General features: G+C 63.6%; 14 protein-coding genes. 12 read left to right on the top strand and 2 right to left on the bottom strand.

Features of this window, described 5'->3' with window-relative positions; translation table 11 throughout:
* Positions 1-24: 24 nt before the first annotated feature.
* The 7 genes from bcoG (at position 25) to NKH54_RS05335 (ending at position 7,774) form a co-directional block, all read left to right on the top strand.
* Positions 25-948, top strand: coding sequence for a 3-dehydrocarnitine:acetyl-CoA trimethylamine transferase BcoG (gene bcoG, locus NKH54_RS05305; protein ID WP_023668863.1), 924 nt, complete (start codon positions 25-27; stop codon positions 946-948).
* A 14-nt stretch (positions 949-962) separates the two neighbouring features.
* Positions 963-1,586: an HD domain-containing protein gene (locus NKH54_RS05310; protein WP_023702512.1), complete on the top strand. Its 624-nt coding sequence runs from the start codon at positions 963-965 to the stop codon at positions 1,584-1,586.
* Positions 1,587-1,588: 2 nt separating this feature from the next.
* Positions 1,589-2,683: a 3-hydroxyacyl-CoA dehydrogenase NAD-binding domain-containing protein gene (locus NKH54_RS05315; RefSeq protein WP_023702511.1), complete on the top strand. Its 1,095-nt coding sequence runs from the start codon at positions 1,589-1,591 to the stop codon at positions 2,681-2,683.
* Between the two features lie 5 nt (positions 2,684-2,688).
* Positions 2,689-3,852: an acyl-CoA dehydrogenase family protein gene (locus tag NKH54_RS05320; RefSeq protein WP_023668860.1), complete on the top strand. Its 1,164-nt coding sequence runs from the start codon at positions 2,689-2,691 to the stop codon at positions 3,850-3,852.
* A gap of 3 nt (positions 3,853-3,855) precedes the next feature.
* Entirely contained in the window at positions 3,856-5,934 is a 2,079-nt protein-coding gene (locus NKH54_RS05325) for an acetate--CoA ligase family protein (protein ID WP_023702509.1), read from the top strand.
* Entirely contained in the window at positions 5,927-6,709 is a 783-nt protein-coding gene (locus NKH54_RS05330) for a carnitinyl-CoA dehydratase (protein WP_023819477.1), read from the top strand. Before NKH54_RS05325 ends, NKH54_RS05330 begins: the two co-directional genes overlap by 8 nt.
* A gap of 123 nt (positions 6,710-6,832) precedes the next feature.
* Complete coding sequence (locus tag NKH54_RS05335) at positions 6,833-7,774, top strand: alpha/beta hydrolase (RefSeq protein WP_353027820.1); 942 nt, start codon at positions 6,833-6,835, stop codon at positions 7,772-7,774.
* Positions 7,775-7,780: 6 nt separating this feature from the next.
* Here NKH54_RS05335 and NKH54_RS05340 read toward each other — a convergent pair whose 3' ends face one another.
* Both NKH54_RS05340 and NKH54_RS05345 read right to left on the bottom strand, forming a co-directional pair.
* The gene (locus tag NKH54_RS05340) at positions 7,781-8,644 is read right to left on the bottom strand and encodes a hypothetical protein (protein ID WP_353027821.1); all 864 of its coding nucleotides are present in this window, start codon (positions 8,642-8,644) and stop codon (positions 7,781-7,783) included.
* 6 nt (positions 8,645-8,650) lie between these two features.
* Entirely contained in the window at positions 8,651-10,243 is a 1,593-nt protein-coding gene (locus tag NKH54_RS05345) for an ABC transporter substrate-binding protein (protein ID WP_353027822.1), read from the bottom strand.
* 476 nt (positions 10,244-10,719) lie between these two features.
* Between NKH54_RS05345 and NKH54_RS05350 the strand changes: the two genes are divergently transcribed.
* From NKH54_RS05350 to NKH54_RS05370, 5 genes are all read left to right on the top strand, one after another.
* Positions 10,720-12,696 carry a hypothetical protein gene (locus NKH54_RS05350; protein WP_502907478.1) on the top strand — a complete coding sequence of 659 codons (1,977 nt, stop codon included), beginning with the start codon at positions 10,720-10,722 and terminating at the stop codon, positions 12,694-12,696.
* Positions 12,697-12,706: 10 nt separating this feature from the next.
* A complete protein-coding gene (locus NKH54_RS05355) occupies positions 12,707-16,579 on the top strand; it encodes a DUF7929 domain-containing protein (protein WP_353027823.1) in 3,873 nt (1,290 codons plus the stop codon).
* A gap of 304 nt (positions 16,580-16,883) precedes the next feature.
* Positions 16,884-17,561, top strand: coding sequence for a ribulose-phosphate 3-epimerase (gene rpe / locus NKH54_RS05360; protein ID WP_023823849.1), 678 nt, complete (start codon positions 16,884-16,886; stop codon positions 17,559-17,561).
* A gap of 494 nt (positions 17,562-18,055) precedes the next feature.
* Positions 18,056-18,793 (top strand): GntR family transcriptional regulator, encoded by a 738-nt coding sequence (locus NKH54_RS05365; RefSeq protein WP_023696930.1) that lies wholly within the window; start codon positions 18,056-18,058, stop codon positions 18,791-18,793.
* Positions 18,794-19,044: 251 nt separating this feature from the next.
* Positions 19,045-20,556: a malonate--CoA ligase gene (locus NKH54_RS05370; RefSeq protein ID WP_353027825.1), complete on the top strand. Its 1,512-nt coding sequence runs from the start codon at positions 19,045-19,047 to the stop codon at positions 20,554-20,556.
* The last annotated feature ends 1 nt before the right edge of the window (position 20,557 follow it).

The following is a 20,557-nucleotide window of genomic DNA, read 5'->3' on the forward strand; positions in this document are numbered from 1 at the left end:
TGTTTCTATGGGGAGGAGATGTCCATGCCGCTCGCGATGAACCGTGAGGTTTTCATTACCTGTGCCGTGACCGGGTCCGGCGGCTCGCAGGACCGCTCCCCGCATGTGCCACGCTCGCCCAAGCAGATCGCCGATTCGGCGATCGATGCGGCCAAGGCCGGTGCCGCCATCGTCCACTGCCATGTCCGCGACCCCGAGACCGGCAAGCCGCGCCGCGATGTCCATCTCTACCGCGAAGTGACGGACCGCATCCGCGCGGCAGAAGTCGATGTGATCCTGAACCTGACCGCCGGGATGGGCGGCGACATGGTGTTCGGCTCACCGGAAGCGCCGCTGCCGCTCAATGAAAAAGGCACCGACATGGGCGGCGCCACCAACCGCATGGAACATGTGCGCCAGTGCCTGCCGGAAATCTGCACGCTGGATTGCGGCACCATGAACTTCGCCGAGGCCGATTATGTCATGACCAACACGCCCGGCATGCTGCGCGCAATGGGCGGCATGATGACGGCGCTCGGCGTCAAGCCGGAGATCGAAGCCTTCGATACCGGCCACCTCTGGTTCGCCAAGCAGCTGGTCGAAGAAAAGGTCTTGAATCCCGACGCGCTGGTGCAGCTCTGCATGGGTGTGCCGTGGGGGGCGCCGGACGACCTCAACACCTTCATGGCCATGGTTAACAACGTGCCGTCGACCTGGAACTGGTCGGCCTTCGCCATCGGCCGCAACCAGATGGCCTATGCAGCCGCTGCAGTGCTCGCCGGCGGCAATGTCCGCGTCGGTCTCGAAGACAATCTCTGGCTCGACAAGGGCGTGCTGGCCACCAATGCGCAGCTCGTCGAGCGCGCGGCCAGCATCGTTACCAATCTCGGCGCCAGGATTTTGGGGCCGGAGGAAGTGCGCAGGAAGCTCAACCTCACCAAGCGGGCGCCGATCGCAGCGGCTGCTTAAGACGGGAGCGGATCATGGCTACCGTCAAATTCACTGCGATGAAGGATGGCGACAGGCAAGACTATGAGTTCCTGACCGCCCATGAGATCGACTATGCCGCCAGGACCGGCGAGCGGCTGCTCGACGCACTGGTGCAACTCGACGAAGGCCTGTCGGGCTACAAGATCACCAGGCTCGGCCATTCGCTGCAAGCGGCGACGCGGGCCTGGCGCGACGGCGCCGACACCGACTGGATCGCCTGCGCGCTGCTGCACGACATCGGCGACATCTACGCACCGTACAATCACGACGAATACGCCGCCTCGATCCTGAAACCTTTCGTGCGCGAGCAATGCACCTGGGTGGTGGAAAAGCATGGCGACTTCCAGCGGCTCTATTACGCGCATCATCTCGGCGGCAACCGCCATGCTCGCGACCGCTTCGCCGGCCATGCCTATTTCGACGATTGCGACCAGTTTTGCGAACGCTGGGACCAGTCGAGCTTCGACCCGGACTACGACACGCTGCCGATCGAATTCTTCCGGCCCTTCGTGCTCGAAGTCTTCGCCCGCAAGGCCTACGACCCCTCCGTGATCCGCGTTGGCGAGCGCGTGCCTCTCATCGACCCTCAAACCGCCAAGACAAAAACCGGAGCCTGACCATGAGCATCATCAACAAGGCAGCCGCCATTGGCGGCGGTGTCATCGGCGCCGGTTGGGTGGCGCGGTTGCTGCTCAACGGCATCGATGTGTCGATCTTCGATCCGGACCTGGAAGCGTCGCGCAAGGTCTCGGAAGTGATGAAGGGCGCGCGCCGCGCCTACAGGCAGATGGTTCCCGGCGGCCTGCCCAAGGAAGGCAGACTGACCTTTGCCAAGACCATCGCCGAGGCGGTGGCCGATGCCGATTTCATCCAGGAGAGCGTGCCGGAGCGGCTCGACCTCAAACACCGCGTACTGGCCGAGATCGATCTCTACGCGCCGGCCAACGCCATTGTCGGCTCGTCCACCTCGGGCATCAAGCCGACCGACATGCAGGTGGCGATGAAGAAGCATCCGGAGCGTCTGGTTGTCGGACATCCCTTCAACCCGGTCTACCTGCTGCCGCTGGTCGAGATCGTCGGCGGCGAGCAGACGTTCCCCGAAGCGATCGAGGTTGCCAAGGAAATCTATGCCTCGATCGGCATGAAGCCGGTGGTGATCCGCAAGGAGATCGAGGCCTTTGTCGGCGACCGCCTGCTGGAGGCGGCCTGGCGCGAGGCGCTGTGGCTGATCAAGGACGGCATCTGCACGGTCGAGGAACTCGACGACATCATGCGCTATGGCTTCGGCCTGCGCTGGGCGCAGATGGGCATGTTCCAGGTCTACCGCGTCGCCGGCGGCGAGGCAGGCATGCGCCACTTTATGGCGCAGTTCGGGCCGTGCCTGAAATGGCCGTGGACCAAGCTGATGGACGTGCCGGAGTTCAACGACGAGCTGGTCGATCTGATCGCCACCCAGTCGGACGACCAGGCGCATGGCCTGTCGATCCGTGAGCTGGAAAAGATCCGCGACGACAATCTGGTCGCGATCATGGATGCTCTGTCGAAACAGAACAAAGGCAAGGGCTGGGGCGCCGGCGCCTTGCACAAGGACTATACCAAGCAGTTGGCCAAGCTGGCGGCGAAGAAGCCGGCCGCATCCAGGGCCGCAGAAAAGGCCAAGGCATCGAAGCCGGTGAAGAAGGCGGAAAAGCCGAAGAAAAAGAAGAAGGGCTGAGGACCATGGATTTCGGTCTTTCGGAGGAACAGAAGCTCATTGTCGAGACGACGCGCGCGTTCGTCGAGAATGAGCTTTACCCGCATGAACGCGAGGTCGAGCGCACCGGCGTGCTGCGCCGCGAGTTGATCGAGGAGATCAAGGTCAAGGCAATCGAAGCCGGGCTCTATGCGGCCAACATGCCGGCCGATGTCGGTGGCGCCGGCCTCGATACGGTGACTTGGTTGCTCTACGAGAAGGAACTCGGCCGCGCCAACTATGCGCTGCACTGGACCTGCGTCGCGCGCCCCTCCAACATCCTGCTCGCCGGCACACCCGAGCAGCGCGAAAAATACCTGTTCCCGTGTATTCGTGGCGAGAAGTGGGACTGCCTGGCGATGACCGAGCCCGGCGCCGGCTCCGATTTGCGCGGCATGAAGGCGTCAGCCGTGCAGGACGGCGACGACTGGGTGCTCAATGGCACCAAGCATTTCATCAGCCACGCCGATCTTGCCGATTTCGCAATTAGTTTCATGGCTTCGGGCGAGGAAGAAACGCCGCGCGGCAAGCGCAAGAAGATCACCGCCTTCTTCGTCGACAAGGGCACCAAGGGGTTCACCGTGCGCGACGGCTACCGCAACGTCTCGCATCGCGGCTACACCAACGCCATCCTCGAATTCGACGATTGCCGCCTGCCGGCAAGCCAGGTGCTGGGTGAGGTCCACAAGGGCTTCGACGTCGCCAATTCCTGGCTCGGCGCCACGCGCCTGCAGGTCGGCGCCACCTGTCTCGGCCGCGCCGAGCGGGCACTCGGCCACGCCATCGAATACTCGGCGCAACGCCAGCAGTTCGGCCAGCAGATCGGCAAGTTCCAGGGCGTGTCGTTCAAGCTCGCCGACATGGCGACGGAACTGAAGGCGGCGGACCTGATGGTGTTCGAAGCCGGCTGGAAGTACGATCAGGGCACCGTCACCGATCAGGACATGGCCATGGCGAAGCTGAAGGCTACCGAAATGCTCGCCTTTGTTGCCGACGAAGCAATCCAGATCCATGGCGGCATGGGGCTGATGGATGACCTGCCGCTGGAGCGCATCTGGCGCGACGCCCGTGTCGAGCGCATCTGGGAAGGGACGTCGGAAATCCAGCGCCACATCATTTCGCGGGCGCTGCTGCGCCCGTTCGGGGCATAACCCATGCACAAGCTTGAGCGTCTGTTGCGCCCAAAATCCATCGCGGTGTTCGGCGGGGCCCAGGCCGCCGCCGTCGTCGCCCAATCGATCAAGATGGGCTTTGTCGGCGAAATCTGGCCGGTGCATCCGAACAAGGACGAGGTCGCCGGCCGCAAGGCCTATCGCTCGGTCGCCGAATTGCCCGGGGCGCCCGACGCCGCCTTTGTCGGCGTAAACCGGCATCTCACCATCGAGGTGATCAAGGCGCTGGCCAAGCGTGGCGCCGGCGGCGCCGTCTGTTTTGCCGCGGGCTTTCTTGAGACCGAGGCCTATGACGATGACGGCGAGCGGCTGCAGGCCGAACTGGTGGCTGCCGCGGGCCAGATGCCGATCATCGGGCCGAACTGCTACGGCCTGATCAACTATGCCGATGGCGCGCTGCTATGGCCCGACCAGCATGGCGGCATCAGGCTGCCCGAAGGCGCCAAGGGCGTCGCCATCATCACCCAGTCCTCCAACATCGCCATCAACATGACGATGCAGAAGCGCGGCCTGCCGATCGCCTTCCTGATGACCGCCGGCAACCAGGCGCAGACCGGCCTCTCCGAAATGGCGCTCGGCCTGATCGAGGACGAGCGCGTCACCTCGCTCGGCCTGCACATCGAAGCCTTCGATTCGGTAGCCGGCTTCGAGAAGCTGGCGGCGCGGGCGCGCGAACTGAAGAAGCCGATCATCGCCATGAAGGTCGGCCGGTCCGAACAGGCCAGGCAGGCGACCGTCTCGCACACAGCTTCGCTCGCCGGTTCGGATGCCGCTTCGGGCGCTTTCCTGCGGCGGCTCGGCATTGCGCGCGTCGATTCCATCCCCGCCTTTATCGAGGCGCTGAAGCTTCTGCACGTCACAGGACCACTGCCCGGCTATAGACTGTCATCGATGAGTTGCTCGGGCGGCGAAGCCTCTGTCATGGCCGACAGCGCCGAAGGCCGCTGGGTCAATTTCCCGGAGCTCACCAGCAAACACCGCGCCCATGTCAAATCGACGCTCGGGCCGCTGGTCGCGGTCGCCAACCCGTTGGACTATCACACCTTCATCTGGAACAATGAACCGGCGATGACCGCCACCTTCACCGCCATGGTGTCGGGCGGTTTCGACCTCAACATGCTGGTGCTCGATTTCCCGCGCCCCGACCGCTGCTCGGTCACCGACTGGTGGGCGACGCTGCGCGCCTTCGAGGCGGCGCTGAAGACCAACAAGGCGCATGGCGCGATTGTCTCGTCGCTGCCGGAGAACCTGCCGGAGGAATACACCGCCGAGCTGATGGCGCGCGGCATGGTGCCGTTGTTCGGCATTTCCGAGGCCATTGATGCCGCAGGCGCGGCGGCCTTCATCGGCTGGGCCTGGGCCGAGCCGCAGGCGCAGCCGATCGACACGTCGGCTGCAGGTGCTGCCGGCGGCGATCATGTCACCCCTGACGAGGCCGAAGCCAAGGCGCGGCTGATCGAGGCCGGCTTGCCGGTGCCGAAGGCCGAACGCGCCGCCAATGCCGTCGAAGCGGTGATTTCGTCGATGGCGCTCGGCTTCCCGGTGGCGTTGAAGGCGCTTGGCGTCACCCACAAGTCGGAAGTCGGCGCTGTCAGGCTTAACCTCAAGGACGCCGAATCCGTCAGCACCGCGGCGCACGATCTCTTGCCGCTCGGCACCGGGCTCTATGTCGAGCGCATGGTGCGCGACGGCGTTGCCGAACTGATTGTCGGCTTTACCCGCGACCCGATGTTCGGCGCCGTCATGACGCTGGGAACTGGCGGCGTGCTGGTCGAGCTGTTGCGCGACAGCGTGACCTTGATGCTGCCGGCAACGCGCGACGATATCGAGGCGGCGCTACGCGGCCTGAAACTGTTCCCTCTGCTTGAGGGCTATCGCGGCCGGCCGAAGGCCGATGTCGCCGCGGCCATCGACGCCATCGCGGGCATTGCCGGCTTCGTGCAGACGAATGCCGGAGAGATCGAGGAACTCGACATCAACCCGCTGATCGTCTGCGCCGAGGGCAAGGGCGCCTGGATCGCCGACGCGCTGCTGGTGCTGGGAGAGAAGAAGAATGTCTGACGTCATTTCAACTCGCCGCGAAGGCACCATCCTCGAGGTCACGCTCGACCGGCCCAAGGCCAACGCCATCGACCTGAAAACGTCGCGGCTGATGGGCGAGACCTTCAAGGCGTTCCGCGACGATCCGGAACTGCGCGTCGCCATCGTCAAGACCGCCGGCGACAAGTTCTTCTGCGCCGGCTGGGATTTGAAGGCAGCAGCCGGTGGCGATGCGGTCGACGGCGACTATGGCGTCGGCGGCTTTGCCGGCCTGCAGGAGCTGCGCGACATGAACAAGCCGGTGATCGCCTGCGTCAACGGCATGGCGGTGGGCGGCGGCTTCGAATTGGCGCTGTCCTGCGACCTCATCTTCGCCTCCGACCATTCCTCCTTCGCCCTGCCCGAAATCCGCGCCGGCACGCTGGCGGATGCCGCGACGATCAAGTTGCCGAAGCGCATTCCCTATCATGTCGCCATGGACCTCTTGCTCACCGGCCGCTGGATGGATGTGGCGGAAGCGCATCGCTGGGGCCTGGTCAACGAAGTGCTGCCCAAGGACAAGCTCGAGGAGCGCGTCTGGGAGATCGCAAGGCTGCTCGCCAGCGGCCCGCCGCTGGTGTTCGCCGCGATCAAGGAGACGGCGCGGGTGGCGGAGGCGCTGACCTTCCAGGATGCCATGAACCGCGTCACGCGCCGGCAACTGGCGACGGTCGATGCGCTGTATGGCTCGGAGGACAATATGGAAGGGTTCCGGGCGTTTGCGGAGAAGCGCGACCCGGTGTGGAAGGGGAAGTAGCCTCTTTACCCTCCCCTCGATGGGGAGGGTCGGACCGAAGGTCCGCGGTGGGGTGATGCGCCACCACCCCCACCCGCCGCTTCGCGGCGACCTCCCCCATCAAGGGGGAGGTAAAGGAGCTGCATGACCGACTACAAAACCCTCATCGATGCCGAGACCTGGGCCTTCATCGAGCGGACCAATTCCTATTACCCGCCCGATACGATCGACTACACCATCGCCCAGCAGCGTGCGATTTATGACCGGATGTGCCGCGAGTTCTTTGCCGGCTATCCCAATGGTGTGACGGCGGAAACGACTTTCATTGCCAACCGATCACACGACATCCCGATCCGCATCTATCGCAGCGCTACCCCGAACACGGCGGCGATGGTGCTCTACATCCATGGCGGGGGTTTCATCCTCGGCGGCCTAGACAGCCATGACGATGTCTGCGCCGAGCTCTGCGCCCGCACCGGTTACGAGGTGGGTTCCATCGATTACCGGCTGGCGCCGGAGCATCTGCACCCGGCCGCCTTCGACGATGCGCTGCATGCCTTTGAATGGGCGGCCTCAAACTACGACTGCCCTATTTTGCTCTGCGGCGACAGCGCCGGCGGCAATCTCTGCGCGGCTCTCGCCCACGCGACGCGCAGCCATGCCAAAAAGTCGATCGGCCAGGTGCTGATCTATCCCGGCCTCGGCGGCGACCGTTCGCAAGGCTCCTATTTGACGCATGCGGAAGCGCCGATGCTGACGGTGCGCGATCTCGACTTCTACAAGGATATCCGCACCGGCGGCCTCAATGGGACCGGCGACATCACTTTGTATCCACTGGCCGACGCAGATTTCATCGGCCTGCCACCGACAGTGCTGATCACCGCGCAATGCGACCCGCTGTCGTCGGACGGCGAGGCCTATCGCGACCGCGTCCTCGCTGCCGGCGGCCATGCCGCCTGGTTCGAGGAGCCGGGACTGGTGCACGGCTATCTCCGGGCCAGGCACACGGTCGGCCGGGCCCGCGCCAGCTTCAACCGTATCGTCGAAGCGGTGTCGGTGCTGGGCAAGGGCGACTGGATCTGGTGATCCGGCTCAACCGCGGACAAAGGCGATCAGTTCCTCAGCCATGCGATCGTTGAATTCCTGACGAAAGCGATTCTTCTTCAGCCATTCAGGGTTTGAGCCGACGGTCTTGTTGGCATCCACGACAGCGCCTTTGCCATCGACAATGAAATAGTCGATGGCGCCGAAGTCCAGGTTGAGCCGCTGCCGCACCGCCAGCACTTCCGGTGGCACGGCGCCGCCCACCTCATTGCTCAGGATTTTTGAGCCGGCGCACAACACATCGTCGTAGACCTGCCGCATGTTGACCTCGGCACCGAGCAGGAACATGTAGCGGTGCTTGACGATGGGCAGGTCGAGCGTATCGAAAGCGAACTTTTCCACCATCAGGCGATTGTTGCGCCATACATCCCGCGGAACCTCGCCGATCGTCTGGTAGACCTTATAGGGCGGGCACAGGCGGTCCTTGTAGCCGGGTTCGAAGAGCTTGCGGATGGCATGCGCGCTCCTGGTCAGGCCGTTGCGATGCTGCCACCAGCGCTGCTCTGGTCGGCCCCTGGAGTTGAGGACCGTCTTGACGACAACCGGCCCCTCGTGGCTGTCGCCTGCCTCCAGCTTCAGTGTCGAATAAAGGTGCCGGTGGATGGACAGCGCGCGGCCATTGATGGTGCGGTCGTAGAGGTGGCCGAGCCCGCGGTACGTTGGCGGCACGACTGTCAGGTCGACATGCAGAAAGGCCACCGGCGCCCGATCTCGGCCGGCTGGCCGGTCGAGCAGGCGCACTTTCAATCCAGCCTGTTCCAGGTAAGGCAGCAACTGCGCGATGCTATAGCTCCGCACCAGTCGGAAATTGCGCAGGCTCTCTACATAGACATCGAGATCGGCGGCAGACACCGAACGCTATTCCTTGATATCGACGCCCGAGAAATCGTGGTGATCAAAGGGGTCCATGACATAGCCCGTCACCTGTTCGCGCATCGGGATCGAGACCACGGAGTGGGCGATAGCGACCCACGGCATCTGCTCCCTGAAGATCGTTTGCGCCTGCGAATAGAGTTTTGCGCGGGCAGCGGGATCGACGATCCCGGCTGCCTGCTTGAGCAGATCGTCGAAGGCCGGAAAACACCAGTTGGCACGATTGGTGGTGCCGACGCCGGCACAGCCAAGCGGCACCGACAGGAAGTTATCGGGGTCGCCATTGTCGCCGGTGAAACCGAACAGCATGGCGCCGTCGCGATCGCGTGACTTCGAGCGGGCAAGGTATTCTGTCCACTCATACGTCACGATTTCCACGGTGACACCGATCTTTGCCAGGTCGGACTGGATCATTTCGGCCATGCGCTGCGCATTCGGGTTGTACGGACGCTGCACCGGCATCGCCCAGATCTTCATGTGCAGGTCCTTGATGCCTGCATCGGCGAGCCCCTGCCTGCCGGCAGCGGGATCGAAGACATGATCGGGGCTCGTCTTGTCATAGGCCCAGGACGTCGGCGGCAGCGGATTGCGTGCGACTTCACCGGTGCCGCGGAACACGACGTCGACCAGCGCCTGGGTGTCGATGGCCATGGCGATCGCCTTCCTCACCTTTGGATCGTCGAAGGGCTTCTGCAAAGTGTTGAAGGCGAGGTATCCTGTATTGAGGCCCTCCTGCCGCATGACCTTGATGCCGGGTGTCGCCTTGATCGCCTCCAGGTCGGCCGGATTTGGATAGGGCATCAGGTCGCATTCGCCGGCGCGCAGCTTTTCCATGCGAATGCTGGCATCGGCGGTGATGGCGAAGACGAGATCGTCGATCTTCGGCTTGCCGCGCCAGTAGTCCGGATTGGCCTTGTAACGGATGACCGCATCCTGCTGGTAGTCGACAAGCTGGAACGGACCCGTCCCGACCGGCTTCAGCGCCAGGTCGAGCAGCCGCTTCTCGGCGACGAGCTTATCGGCATATTCCCTGGAAACGACCGAAGCGAAATCCATCGCCAGGTCGGCAAGCATCGGCGAATGCGGCGCCTTCAGCGTCATCACGACGGTATGGTCGTCAAGCTTGCGCCAGCCGGCGACAAGATCCGGCATGCCGATGCCGTCGAAGTAAATGTACTGGCGTTTGGCATAATTGTTGAACGGGTTCTGAGCGTTGGCCTGACGGTCGAAGGTGAACAGCACGTCGTCGGCGTCGAAGTCGCGGCTCGGCGTAAAGCCCTCGACGCTGTGGAATTTCACACCGTGCCGCAGGTGGAATGTGTAGGTGAGGCCGTCGTCGGAAATCTCCCAGCTTTCGGCAAGGCCGGGGCGTACCTTCGTGGTGCCGGGCTCGAACTCGACCATGCGGTTGTAGAGAGCGGTGGCCGAGGCGTCGCGGGCGCCGGAGGCGAGTGCGGGATCAAACGTGTCCGGACTGACCTCGGTGCAGTAGATCAAGGTCTTGGCCACGGATTGATGGACCGGCAACGCACATGGAAAAAGCGCCGCCAGGAACAGAACGAAGTGCCTGCGTGTCATGATCCCCCCAGGGTTGGGAAGACGCTAGCAGAAGCCGGCACTGACGGTAAGTAAGCCGGCCGGTCTTTCGCGCGCCAAGACTGTTTTCCACCTGAGTTGACACAAGGAATTAGCCGCGCCTCTGTGAAATGGCGGACAGACCCGGCCGCCGTTTTGCATGAACCTTTCTGCTCCAGCCGGCGACTGACGACCAGGCGCCGCATGGTGCGGGCCGGAAAGGATGCCCCATGACCAGGACCCCAGAGGCTCCACGGTCTCCGGGACCAACGCAAGCTCAGCGCGACCACCGCCTTCGGGATGGAGTCGATGCGCTGGGCTTTCGGCTGATTCCGTTGACCCTGCGCAGGAGCAGGCGTATCGTGAAGATGAGGAAAGCAGACAATTCGATCAGGGACGAACGTGCCGGAACGCCGCGCCTTGCCCTGTTTCGCGCGGCCGGACCGGATGTTCCTCCCGAAAACTTCGGGGGGAGTTTTATGTCCTGCGATCGCGGCGCGTCCATGTCGTTTCCAAGCGGTTTCCGCCGTTCGCTCCATCTGGGCGGCGGTTTGCTTGCCCTGGCGCTGAGCGCCACCCTCTGGTTGGGCACAGCCGCCCAAGCGCAGGAAACCCAGATCGTCTATCCCGGCTCGATGGCGGTCACCGGATTTTCCGGCACCGTCATTCCCAATTTCGACTCTGCCGATTCCGAAAGGGGGGGGCTGCCGCCCGGCGTCGACCCGGTCGACGAAACCTTCATCGACACGACGCGCGCCACCTTGCGCGTCTTCGACGTTTCGGCGCTCGGCGGACCGGCTTCCGGCCAGCTCGTCTACACGCCGCCGCCTTTCGAGGTGACGGCCGAACAGATCGGCCAGGTGTTCGCCATCACCTATGATGACGGTGTGCGCGACGGCGTTCCCACGGGCGTCCCCAACCTCTATGCCGGCGCGACCTCGCTGCACGGCATCCGTATCGTCACCCCGGACGAAGATGCCGACGGTCGGCCCGAGCGACAGCGCCGCGGAACCGCAGGCGCCGTCTTCATGGACGGCCAGTTCGGCACCGAAAGCGGTGGCGGTCCGGGCACGATCTGGAAGATCGACGGCATCACCGGCGCGGTCTCCAAATTCGCCGACATTGACACCAACAGCGGTTCCGGCATCGGCGACATCAGCTTCGACAGCAATCACCGCGAGTTCTTCGCCAGCGACCTCGACACGGGCTTCATCCACCGCCTCGACGCCAACGGCACGCTGATCGACACATTCGATCATGGCGTTGCCGGGCGGCCGGCGCATGGGCTGGCTCCCGTCGCCGATGACGGTGCGGTGATGGACATACAGGGTGCTGCCTTCGACTCGGAAGACCCCGACACATGGGGCTACACGCAGGACGAACGCCGCGTCTGGTCCGTCGCCTATCATGGCGGCCGGCTCTATTATTCGGTCGGCGAAAAGGCCGAGATCTGGTCGGTTGGCATTGCCCGCGATGGCAGCTTTGCCGGTGATCCGCGCTGGGAGCTGACGGTCAAGGCCGACAAGGACTACGCCGTCACCGACATCGCCTTCGACAACCAGGGCTTCATGTATCTGGCGCAGCGCGGCCCGGTCGAGAATCGCTACGATTACAGCCAGTTCGCCGATTCCGGCAAGGGCGAGGTCATCCGCTACTGGCGCGAAAACCCGGACGATCCGGCGACGGAATCGGTCTGGGTGGAAGAGCCGCAGGAATATGCAGTCGGCTTCCCGCAAGGCAACCGGCAGTCGGCCGGTGGGCTCGACCTGCAATATGGCTATGACGCCGACGGCAATCTCGACACCGGCGTGTGCACCGACACGCTGGTCAACACCGGCGACAAGCTGCGCGACAACCCGACACTTGCCGACCAGCTCGCCGCCGGCGGGCCGCTTGCCGTGCACGGCGTGCAGATCACGCCGACGCCGTTGGTCAAGCCGGCCAACGTGCCGCCTTTCGGCTCGTGGTTCGTCGACTTCGACGGCTATTTCGAAGACCCAGAAGTGGAAGGCCATGTCGGCGACGTCGAGGTCTGGCACCCCTGCGACGGCCGTGCCGGCTATTATGAAGAGATCCCAGGCGGTTATCTGCCGCCGTTCTATCCGCCGGGCTTCCCACCGCCCGGCGATCTGCCTCCGTGCATCGATGTCGAGGATGTTCAGTTCTACTGCACGCCTCGCGGCCTCCAGGCCGACCTCTATCTCCATGACCATGCCGGCTTTGGCGGCGATTCGATCAAGGTCCAGTCCATGACACCAGGCGTCGGGGTGACATCACCCCAGTCGCATGCTCCCGGTAAGCCTTACACGGTCGACATCACCGGCCATTCTCCGGGCGACAGAGTCGATGTTGGACTTTGCTTCTACAGGCAGTCCGACAAGGACAAGGGTGGCTACTACCCTTGCTGCAAGATGACTTTGCCGCTCAGAACCCCAGCCGTCAGCTGCGAACGTTGAGGAGGGGAAGATGAAAAATCTCGCACTTTCCCCGACCGCGAAGAGCAGTCAATCCACCGGCAAGCAGCCAACCGTCATGGAGACCATCATGAAACCCCCGTCATATGCCAGGCGCGGCGCGCGCTGGCTGATGGCGGCCGGTATCGCGGTCGCCATGTTCACCCCTGTGGCAAGCCACGCCGAAGATGCAGTCCCGATCACTCCGGAACTGCGGCTCGACCTGGACAATTCAAAAATCGTCAATCCGAGGCCGGAACGGATCGTGCCGTTCTTCACCAAAACAGGCACACAGAGGAGCTGCGACTACGTCGTCTACTCTCTGAGCTTTGGCCTGCGCGGCGACCCGCAAGGCTTTGCCGACCCAAGCTTTTCGGCCAGGCTGAAGAAACTCCAACTCGACTTCAAGGATCAGCTTCCGCACGGTCTTGCGATCGTCAACGTCAACGTGTCCGGCGACGGCACGGATGCGTCCGGCGGACCGCTGCCGGGTGCGACAATCAGCACCTCGGCTAATCCGAACGATACGGCGACGGTTTCCGATTTCCGGATTTCCGCCACCGATCTCGACGGCGCTGGGGCTGGCAATGAACGCGTCATCAATTTCAAGATCACCGCCAAGATCGACCATGCGGCGTTTCCTTCGCCGACCATCGTCGACAACCAGGGCATGATCAAGGTGACGCCGGGCGTCGGCACGGGGGCCATCATCCCGTCGCAGGATCCGGGCAAGCCCGACGATGGAGACTACAAGACCGGGGCCAAGACCTCGATCAAGATCGACCTCACCAACTGTGACAAGCGGCCTCCGCCTCCCGACCGGGAATGTTTCAAGGTGGAGCGCGGCACGGTCGATTGCGTGCAAGGCGGCGGCGCGTTCATCTACCACATGCCTGTCGGCCCGGAGATGGGCGGCAAATGGGTGCAGGTATCGACGACGACCCCAGGCATCACCATCATCCCCGACACGCAATTGGTGCCGGCGGGCGGCGGTGTGCTGAACTGGAAGATCGTCGGTGCATCGCCCGGCGACGTCATCCACCTCATCGTCACCGGCATCGAGACCTATGCCGGCCCGAAGGAGGGTTGGGGACTATGCTGCACGCAGACCATCGACATCGTCATCCCGCGTGACTTGAGATGTCCTCCCAAGGACAAGGAACCGGACCTCAAGGTCGAGAAACGCGCCGACGTGACGCGTTGCACGATGGGGGGCGGCTGCGACTTCACCATCAAGGTCACCAATGTCGGCGACGGGCCGTATCACGGCAAGATCGTGCTCGACGAGGTGACGCTGCCGGCCGGCTCGACTCTGGATTCAGGGCCCAACCCGCCCTGGGTCTGCGTGCCCGGCGTGACCCCGATGACGTGCACCTATCCGGTGACCACGCTCAATCCGGGGGCCTCCATCAACCTCAAGCTCGGCTTCAAGCCGGCGGGTGGTTGGCAAGGCAGCGCGCTGCGCAACTGCGCCACCTATAATTACGGCGCCAGCGGCAAGCCGCTGTTCGGCAGCCAGCAGAACGATCGCGGCTGTGCCTCGATCCCGATCTGCCGGCGTGGCGACCGCGACCGCGATTGCCGGCCCCCGGTCGACAAGAAGGTCGACCTGATCTTGAAGAAGCGTGCCCGCATCCCGGTCTGCACGCCCGACGGCATCTGCTACTTCGTGATCGACATCATCAACAATGGCAGCGTCCCCTATAATGGGCCGCTGACGGTTGTCGACAATTACCCGGGCGGCGCGCCGGCCTCTTCGACCTTCGGCCCGTCTCCGCCTTGGACATGCGGACCGAACGGTCCCGGCCAGTTCCGCTGCGACAATGCCGGCATCGTGCTGATGCCGGGCGCATCGACGCCGATCGTCGTCAAGGCGGTCATGCCGGCCGGCTACCAGTCGGATTCGGTCGAGAACTGCGCGGCGCTGAAGCCCGTCCCCGGTGAGGTCGACCTCACCAACAACAAGGCCTGCGCCAAGGAACGCTTCCGTCATCCCAATGGCGGCAAGCCGACCCTACGCATCACCAAGGTCTGCAACGGCTCGCTCGCCGGTGCGGCGGTGGTTTCCTGCCGCATCACCGTCATCAGCCTTGGCACCTCTGCCCCCACCGGTCCGGTGCGGGTCAACGATGCTGCCACGCTGATATCGGGTGGCGCGCCGGTCCAGATCCAGACCGTCACACCCGACGGCGCGGAATGGGCCTGCGGAGCGGTTCCGGCCAATGCGCTGTCGTGCCAGATTCCCGGCGCCGTGATGACTCCCGGAACATCGAGGCACTTCGACGTGACGGTCTCGGCCAATGGCGCGTTCGAGAACTGCGCACGCGGCTCGTATGGCCCGGCCCCTGGAGACGATATCGTCTACCCTATCGGCCAGGCCTGCGCCAAGGGCGGCGGCACGTCCACCATCAGCGTCAAGAAGACCGGCGATGCCGAGTGCCAGCCCGGGCAACCCTGCTCGTTCGAGATCACCATCACCAATGATGGCCAGACCGCCTTCTCCGGTCCGGTCCGCATCGGCGATGCGATCGGGGTGGACGGGCTGGGGCGGCTGCAAGGCGTCGCGATCACCTCGATCGAGCCGCCCTTCGGCTGCTCGCCCGAACCGACGACCTTGCCGTTGACCTGCATTGCCAACCTGACGCTCGGCGCCGGGGAAAGCCATGTGCACAAGGTCACCGTGGTCCTTCCCGACGCTCCCCTGGCCAATCTGCGGGGCAACGTTAGCGGCCAGAACTGCGTCGGGGTCTTGTCTCCCGACACCAGGGTGCAAGGCGGCGGCGACGTACTGCCCGGCGACCTGACCAATATCCAGGGCGATCGCGGCAAGGCCTATGCCTGCCATCCCTTCACCATCAAGCGCGAGGTGAAGAAGGAATGCTCGCCGGGGTTCGTCATGAACGATGCCGGTCGGTGCGTGTGTCCGGAAGGCACGACGTTCCGCAACGGCCAGTGCTCGCCCGACGGCGGCGTCATCATCCAGCCAAAGGATCCAAGGCCCTGCGTGCTGCTCAAGGGCCAGATCCGCACCGAGGATGGACGCTGTGTCTGCCCCCGCGGAACCGAGCTTGAGAACGGCGCTTGCATCAAGACCGACAAGCCTGGCTGCACCATCCCCGGTTCGGTCCCGACGTCGGACGGCAATGGCTGCTACTGCCCGGAAGGTACGCATCTCGACCGACAGGCAAATGCCTGCGTGCGCGACAAGCAGAAGCCCGAGGAGTGCGGCATACGCGGCCAGGTTCATGACGCCGATGGCGATTGTGTCTGCCCGCGTGGGACAGAGGTGCGCAATGGAGCCTGCCGGCCGATCCGGCCAAAGCCTGAACAATGCTCGATCCGTGGTCAGATCCAAAACGCCAATGGCGATTGCGTCTGCCCGGACGGCACAGAAGTCAGGGGCAAGGTCTGCCGGCCGATCCGGCCGAAGCCCGAGCAGTGCTCGATCCGCGGCCAGGTCCACGACGCCAACGGCAATTGTGTCTGCCCGCGGGGTACCGAGGTGCAAGGCAATGCCTGCCGGCAGAAGAAGCCTGTGCTGGAACAGTGCGACATACGCGGCCAGGTGCACAACAAGCGCGGCGAGTGTGTTTGCCCGCGCGGCACCCAGGTGATCGACGGCGCATGCCGCAAGCCGAGGCCGCAGGTGGGAGACTGCGCCCCGGGCTCGCAGATGGTCGGCGGCCAGTGCGTGCCGATCATCAAGCGGCGCTGCCCCGAAGGCACGGTTGGTCGGTTCCCGAACTGCAGGGCGATCCGGCAGCAGCCGTCGCTCGATCCGACCCTGTTGCTCAATCCAGGTGTCCTTCAGCAGTTCATACCGAAGCGCACGCCGCAGACGCAGGTACAGCCGCAAAGGGATCCGGCGGCCAACTTCAAGCCATAGGATCTGGATACGAGTCAAAATTCAGAACCCCGCCGGAGCGATCCGGCGGGGTTTTTCCTTGGGCGCGCTGCGGCGATCGGGCGGCCAGGTATTCGCCGAACCCGCTGCCGGGCGCAGCATATACCGACTTTCCCTTTCCGGGATCATGGTCTAGAGCAGTTCATCGTTTGGTGGAAAAGCCGAACCGCTCTATCTCTTTGTTTTCACGCAATTCCGGACGGAAAGCCGTTCCCACTTTTCTTGGAATTGCTCTAGCAGTCGTCAAGGCCGCGCCCGCAAACAGGGCGCCCAAAGGGGCCGCATCATGAGCAGGAAGACCCTGATCGCGCCATCGGTGCTGGCGTCGAATTTCTCGAAGCTCGGCGACGAGGTCGAGGCGGTGACGGCGGCCGGCGCCGACTGGATCCATCTCGACGTGATGGACGGGCATTTCGTGCCCAACATCACCTTCGGCCCGCCGGTGATCAAGGCCATCCGCAACCGCACCAAGGCCTTTTTCGACTGCCATTTGATGATTGCGCCGGCCGATCCTTATCTGGCCGCCTTTGCCGATGCCGGCTGCGACGGCATGACCGTGCATGCCGAGGCCGGACCGCATCTCGACCGCTCGCTTCAGACCATCAAGGGTCTCGGCAAGAAGGCCGGCGTATCGCTCAATCCGGCGACGCCGGAAAGTGCGATCGAATATGTGCTCGACCGGCTCGACCTGATCCTGATCATGACCGTCAATCCGGGCTTTGGCGGCCAGGCCTTCATCCCGGCCATGGTCGACAAGGTCAAGCGGGTGAAAGCGCTGATCGGCAACCGGCCGATTCGCATCGAGGTCGACGGCGGCGTGTCGCCGGAAACCGCCCCCCTGGTCACATCAGCCGGCGCCGATGTGCTGGTGGCAGGCGCCGCCATCTTCAAGGGCGGCAGCGTCGAAGCCTACCGGGCCAATATAGAAGCCATCCGAACCGCGGCCGACCGGGCTGCCGGCTGACATCAGTTCCAGGGCAAGTTCCCGGCTGGTAGGTTCTCCTCGGCCTGATCTCCCTGCCTGATCCTTCGATCTCCCAAAAAGCCGTCAACGGGTGGCAGCCGCAAGGGCATCGCGGCAAGCGACAGGATCGCGGCATCCGGCACTAGTTTTGGCCCATAAATCTAGTGGATAACTGCCGAAGGGATCTGCATGCGGGGAGAGGTCAATCCGGCGGCATCACGCGCGTTAAGAAAAAATTATCCGTATTCGGGATCTCGAAGCTGTTTCTCGAGGGCACCTGCCATGCTGGCAGACAAACTTTCTTCAGAAGAACAAGTTTTTCACGTTTTTAGTTACTTCCGGCGGATAAGATGCGGTCAACCTTCCTCTTTAAGTCGAATATCGTGATCTTTCGCTTGAGGGGCGGATGCCTTAGGAGTTACAGTAAATTTACAGGGGAAATCGTTTGCTTCGCGAACGGGCTAGCGGAGCATGGGAGAGCTACAGGAGTCGTATTGACCTACGGATCTGCCGATGTGAGCGAAGGCGCGGGACCCAAGAGCACACTCGCTAGTACGGTCTATCAACAGCTTCGCGACGATCTCCTGCGCGGCGTGTTTGAAAGTGAAAGCAAGCTTCGTGTCGAATGGGTGGTTTCCCGTTACGGCGCCGGCGCCTCACCGGTTCGCGAGGCCCTCAACCGACTTGCTTCGGAAGGCCTGCTCGGCCGCCACGACCAGCGCGGTTTCTTCATCATGCCGGTCAGTGCCCCAGAACTCGAGGAATTGACGCGCACCCGCTGCTGGCTGGAAGAGCGGGCGCTGCGTGAATCCATTGCCAACCGCACCGGCGAATGGGAAGAGCAGCTCGTGCTGGCCTTGCATCGCCTGGCGCGTGCCCCGCGCCGCTTGCCGGAGGATCCGTCCTCGAACAATCCGGAATGGGAAAAGCTGCACCGCGCCTTCCATCGGGCACTGATCGCAGGCTGCCGCTCGCATTGGTTGACCGGCTTTTGCGAACAGCTTTCGGATCAGGCCTCCCGTTACCGGCTGATCTCCCAGGACGGCAGCGAGCGCGACGAAATCAGTGAACATCGGCTGATTGCGGAGCGCACGGTGGATGGCGATGCCGACGGCGCCGTTGAAGCCCTCCTCAACCATTACCGTCTGACGGCAGCCATGTGCATGGAGCGCTTCAACGACAGCGGCGATCCACGCGTGAGCGCCACCAAGGCGCTGCGCAGCCGCAGATAGAAGCGCTTCCGGTCCGCTATCCAAAATCCGCCAGCTATCCAAGTCCGCTTGCCTTCATCTGATCGGCGGCAAACCCGATTTCACGTTTTTGCCGGACGGAGGCGAAATCGTTTCCTTTGTTCCAAGGCCATGCGCTGGAGCCGGATGATTTCAGGCCGAATCGACCTGAAATCATCCGGCTAAATCAAAGGGTAGAGCATGTCCTCCGAAAACCGCTTCACACTTTTCGGCATCATCTCTAGGGAATGCGCATGACCAATCACCTGTTCGACGCGTTCCGCAGCCGGATTTCAGCCTCCGAGCGCATCCTGATGGCGACCGATGACGGACGCGCGATCGCCTATGGCGACATGCTGGCGCAATCGGCACAGCTGGCACATGCGCTGAGGCATTTCGGCGTCGAGCCGGGCGACCGCGTTGCCGTGCAGGTCGAAAAAAGCCCTGAATGCATTTTCCTTTACCTCGCCTGCCTGCGCGCCGGCGCGGTCTTCCTGCCTCTCAACACCGCCTACACGCTGGCCGAACTCGGCTATTTCTTCGGTGATGCCGAGCCGCGGCTGGTCGTCTGCGACCCGGCCCGCGCCGGCGCTATCGCGCCGTTGGCGCAGGCGTCGGGTGCTGCCACCTTCACGCTTGGCAGCAATGGTGAGGGCTCGCTGACCGAACTGGCGGCACAACAGCCCACGGATTTCGACGCCGTGGCGCGCGGGCCGGACGATCTGGCCGCAATCCTTTACACATCGGGCACCACCGGACGCTCCAAGGGCGCCATGCTCAGCCACGAAAACCTGGCCTCCAATGCGCGCGTGCTGGTCGAGCAATGGCGTTTCACCGGGGATGACGTGCTGATCCATGCCCTGCCGATCTTCCACACGCATGGCCTGTTCGTCGCCACCAACGTCACCCTGATGGCCGGCGCCTCGATGCTGTTCGAGCAGAAATTCGACGCCGGCCGCATCGTCTCGCTCTTGCCCCGCGCGACAGTGCTGATGGGGGTGCCGACCTTCTATACCAGGCTCCTGCAGCAGGACGGGCTGGATGCCCAGGCGGCGAAGAACATCCGCCTGTTCGTTTCCGGCTCGGCGCCGCTGCTCGCCGAAACGCACAAGGCCTGGCGCGAGCGCACCGGCCACGCCATTCTCGAGCGCTACGGCATGACCGAGACCAACATGAACACGTCGAACCCCTATGAGGGCGAGCGTCGGGCCGGCACGGTCGGCTTCCCGCTGCCCGGCGTTTCGCTGCGCATCGCCGACCCTGACAGCGGCGATGCGCTTGGCCAGGGTGAAGTCGGCATGATCGAGGTCAAAGGTCCGAATGTCTTTTCCGGCTATTGGCGCATGCCGGAAAAAACCAAGGCGGAGTTTCGCAAGGACGGCTTCTTCATCACCGGCGACCTCGGCATCATCGACGCGGACGGCTACGTCCACATCGTCGGCCGCGGCAAGGATCTCATTATCTCCGGCGGCTACAACATCTATCCCAAGGAGATCGAGAGCGAGATCGACGCCGTTGCCGGCGTCTTGGAAAGTGCCGTCATCGGAATTGCCCATCCCGATTTCGGCGAAGGCGTCACCGCTGTCGTGGTGCGGGCGCCGGCATCGCAGATCACCGGGGCCGAGATCGTTGGCGCCATTGCCGGCCAGCTGGCCAAATACAAGCACCCGAAGCAGGTGATCTTCGTCGATGAGCTGCCGCGCAACACGATGGGCAAGGTGCAGAAGAACCTGCTGCGCGAGACCTACAAGGGTCTCTACGGCTAAT

Origin of the sequence: Mesorhizobium sp. M1004 (assembly GCF_040318795.1) — a bacterium.
In the GTDB taxonomy this organism is placed as follows: Bacteria; Pseudomonadota; Alphaproteobacteria; order Rhizobiales; family Rhizobiaceae; genus Mesorhizobium.

Excerpts from the sequence above, each read along its gene's own strand:
- NKH54_RS05355 (WP_353027823.1), top strand. The coding sequence starts at position 12,707 with ATGAAAAATCTCGCACTTTCCCCGACCGCGAAGAGCAGTCAATCCACC.
- rpe (WP_023823849.1), top strand. The coding sequence starts at position 16,884 with ATGAGCAGGAAGACCCTGATCGCGCCATCGGTGCTGGCGTCGAATTTC.
- NKH54_RS05310 (WP_023702512.1), top strand. The coding sequence starts at position 963 with ATGGCTACCGTCAAATTCACTGCGATGAAGGATGGCGACAGGCAAGAC.
- NKH54_RS05345 (WP_353027822.1), bottom strand. The coding sequence starts at position 10,243 with ATGACACGCAGGCACTTCGTTCTGTTCCTGGCGGCGCTTTTTCCATGT.
- NKH54_RS05370 (WP_353027825.1), top strand. The coding sequence starts at position 19,045 with ATGACCAATCACCTGTTCGACGCGTTCCGCAGCCGGATTTCAGCCTCC.
- NKH54_RS05350 (WP_502907478.1), top strand. The coding sequence starts at position 10,720 with ATGTCCTGCGATCGCGGCGCGTCCATGTCGTTTCCAAGCGGTTTCCGC.
- bcoG (WP_023668863.1), top strand. The coding sequence starts at position 25 with ATGCCGCTCGCGATGAACCGTGAGGTTTTCATTACCTGTGCCGTGACC.
- NKH54_RS05325 (WP_023702509.1), top strand. The coding sequence starts at position 3,856 with ATGCACAAGCTTGAGCGTCTGTTGCGCCCAAAATCCATCGCGGTGTTC.
- NKH54_RS05320 (WP_023668860.1), top strand. The coding sequence starts at position 2,689 with ATGGATTTCGGTCTTTCGGAGGAACAGAAGCTCATTGTCGAGACGACG.
- NKH54_RS05335 (WP_353027820.1), top strand. The coding sequence starts at position 6,833 with ATGACCGACTACAAAACCCTCATCGATGCCGAGACCTGGGCCTTCATC.
- NKH54_RS05315 (WP_023702511.1), top strand. The coding sequence starts at position 1,589 with ATGAGCATCATCAACAAGGCAGCCGCCATTGGCGGCGGTGTCATCGGC.
- NKH54_RS05330 (WP_023819477.1), top strand. The coding sequence starts at position 5,927 with ATGTCTGACGTCATTTCAACTCGCCGCGAAGGCACCATCCTCGAGGTC.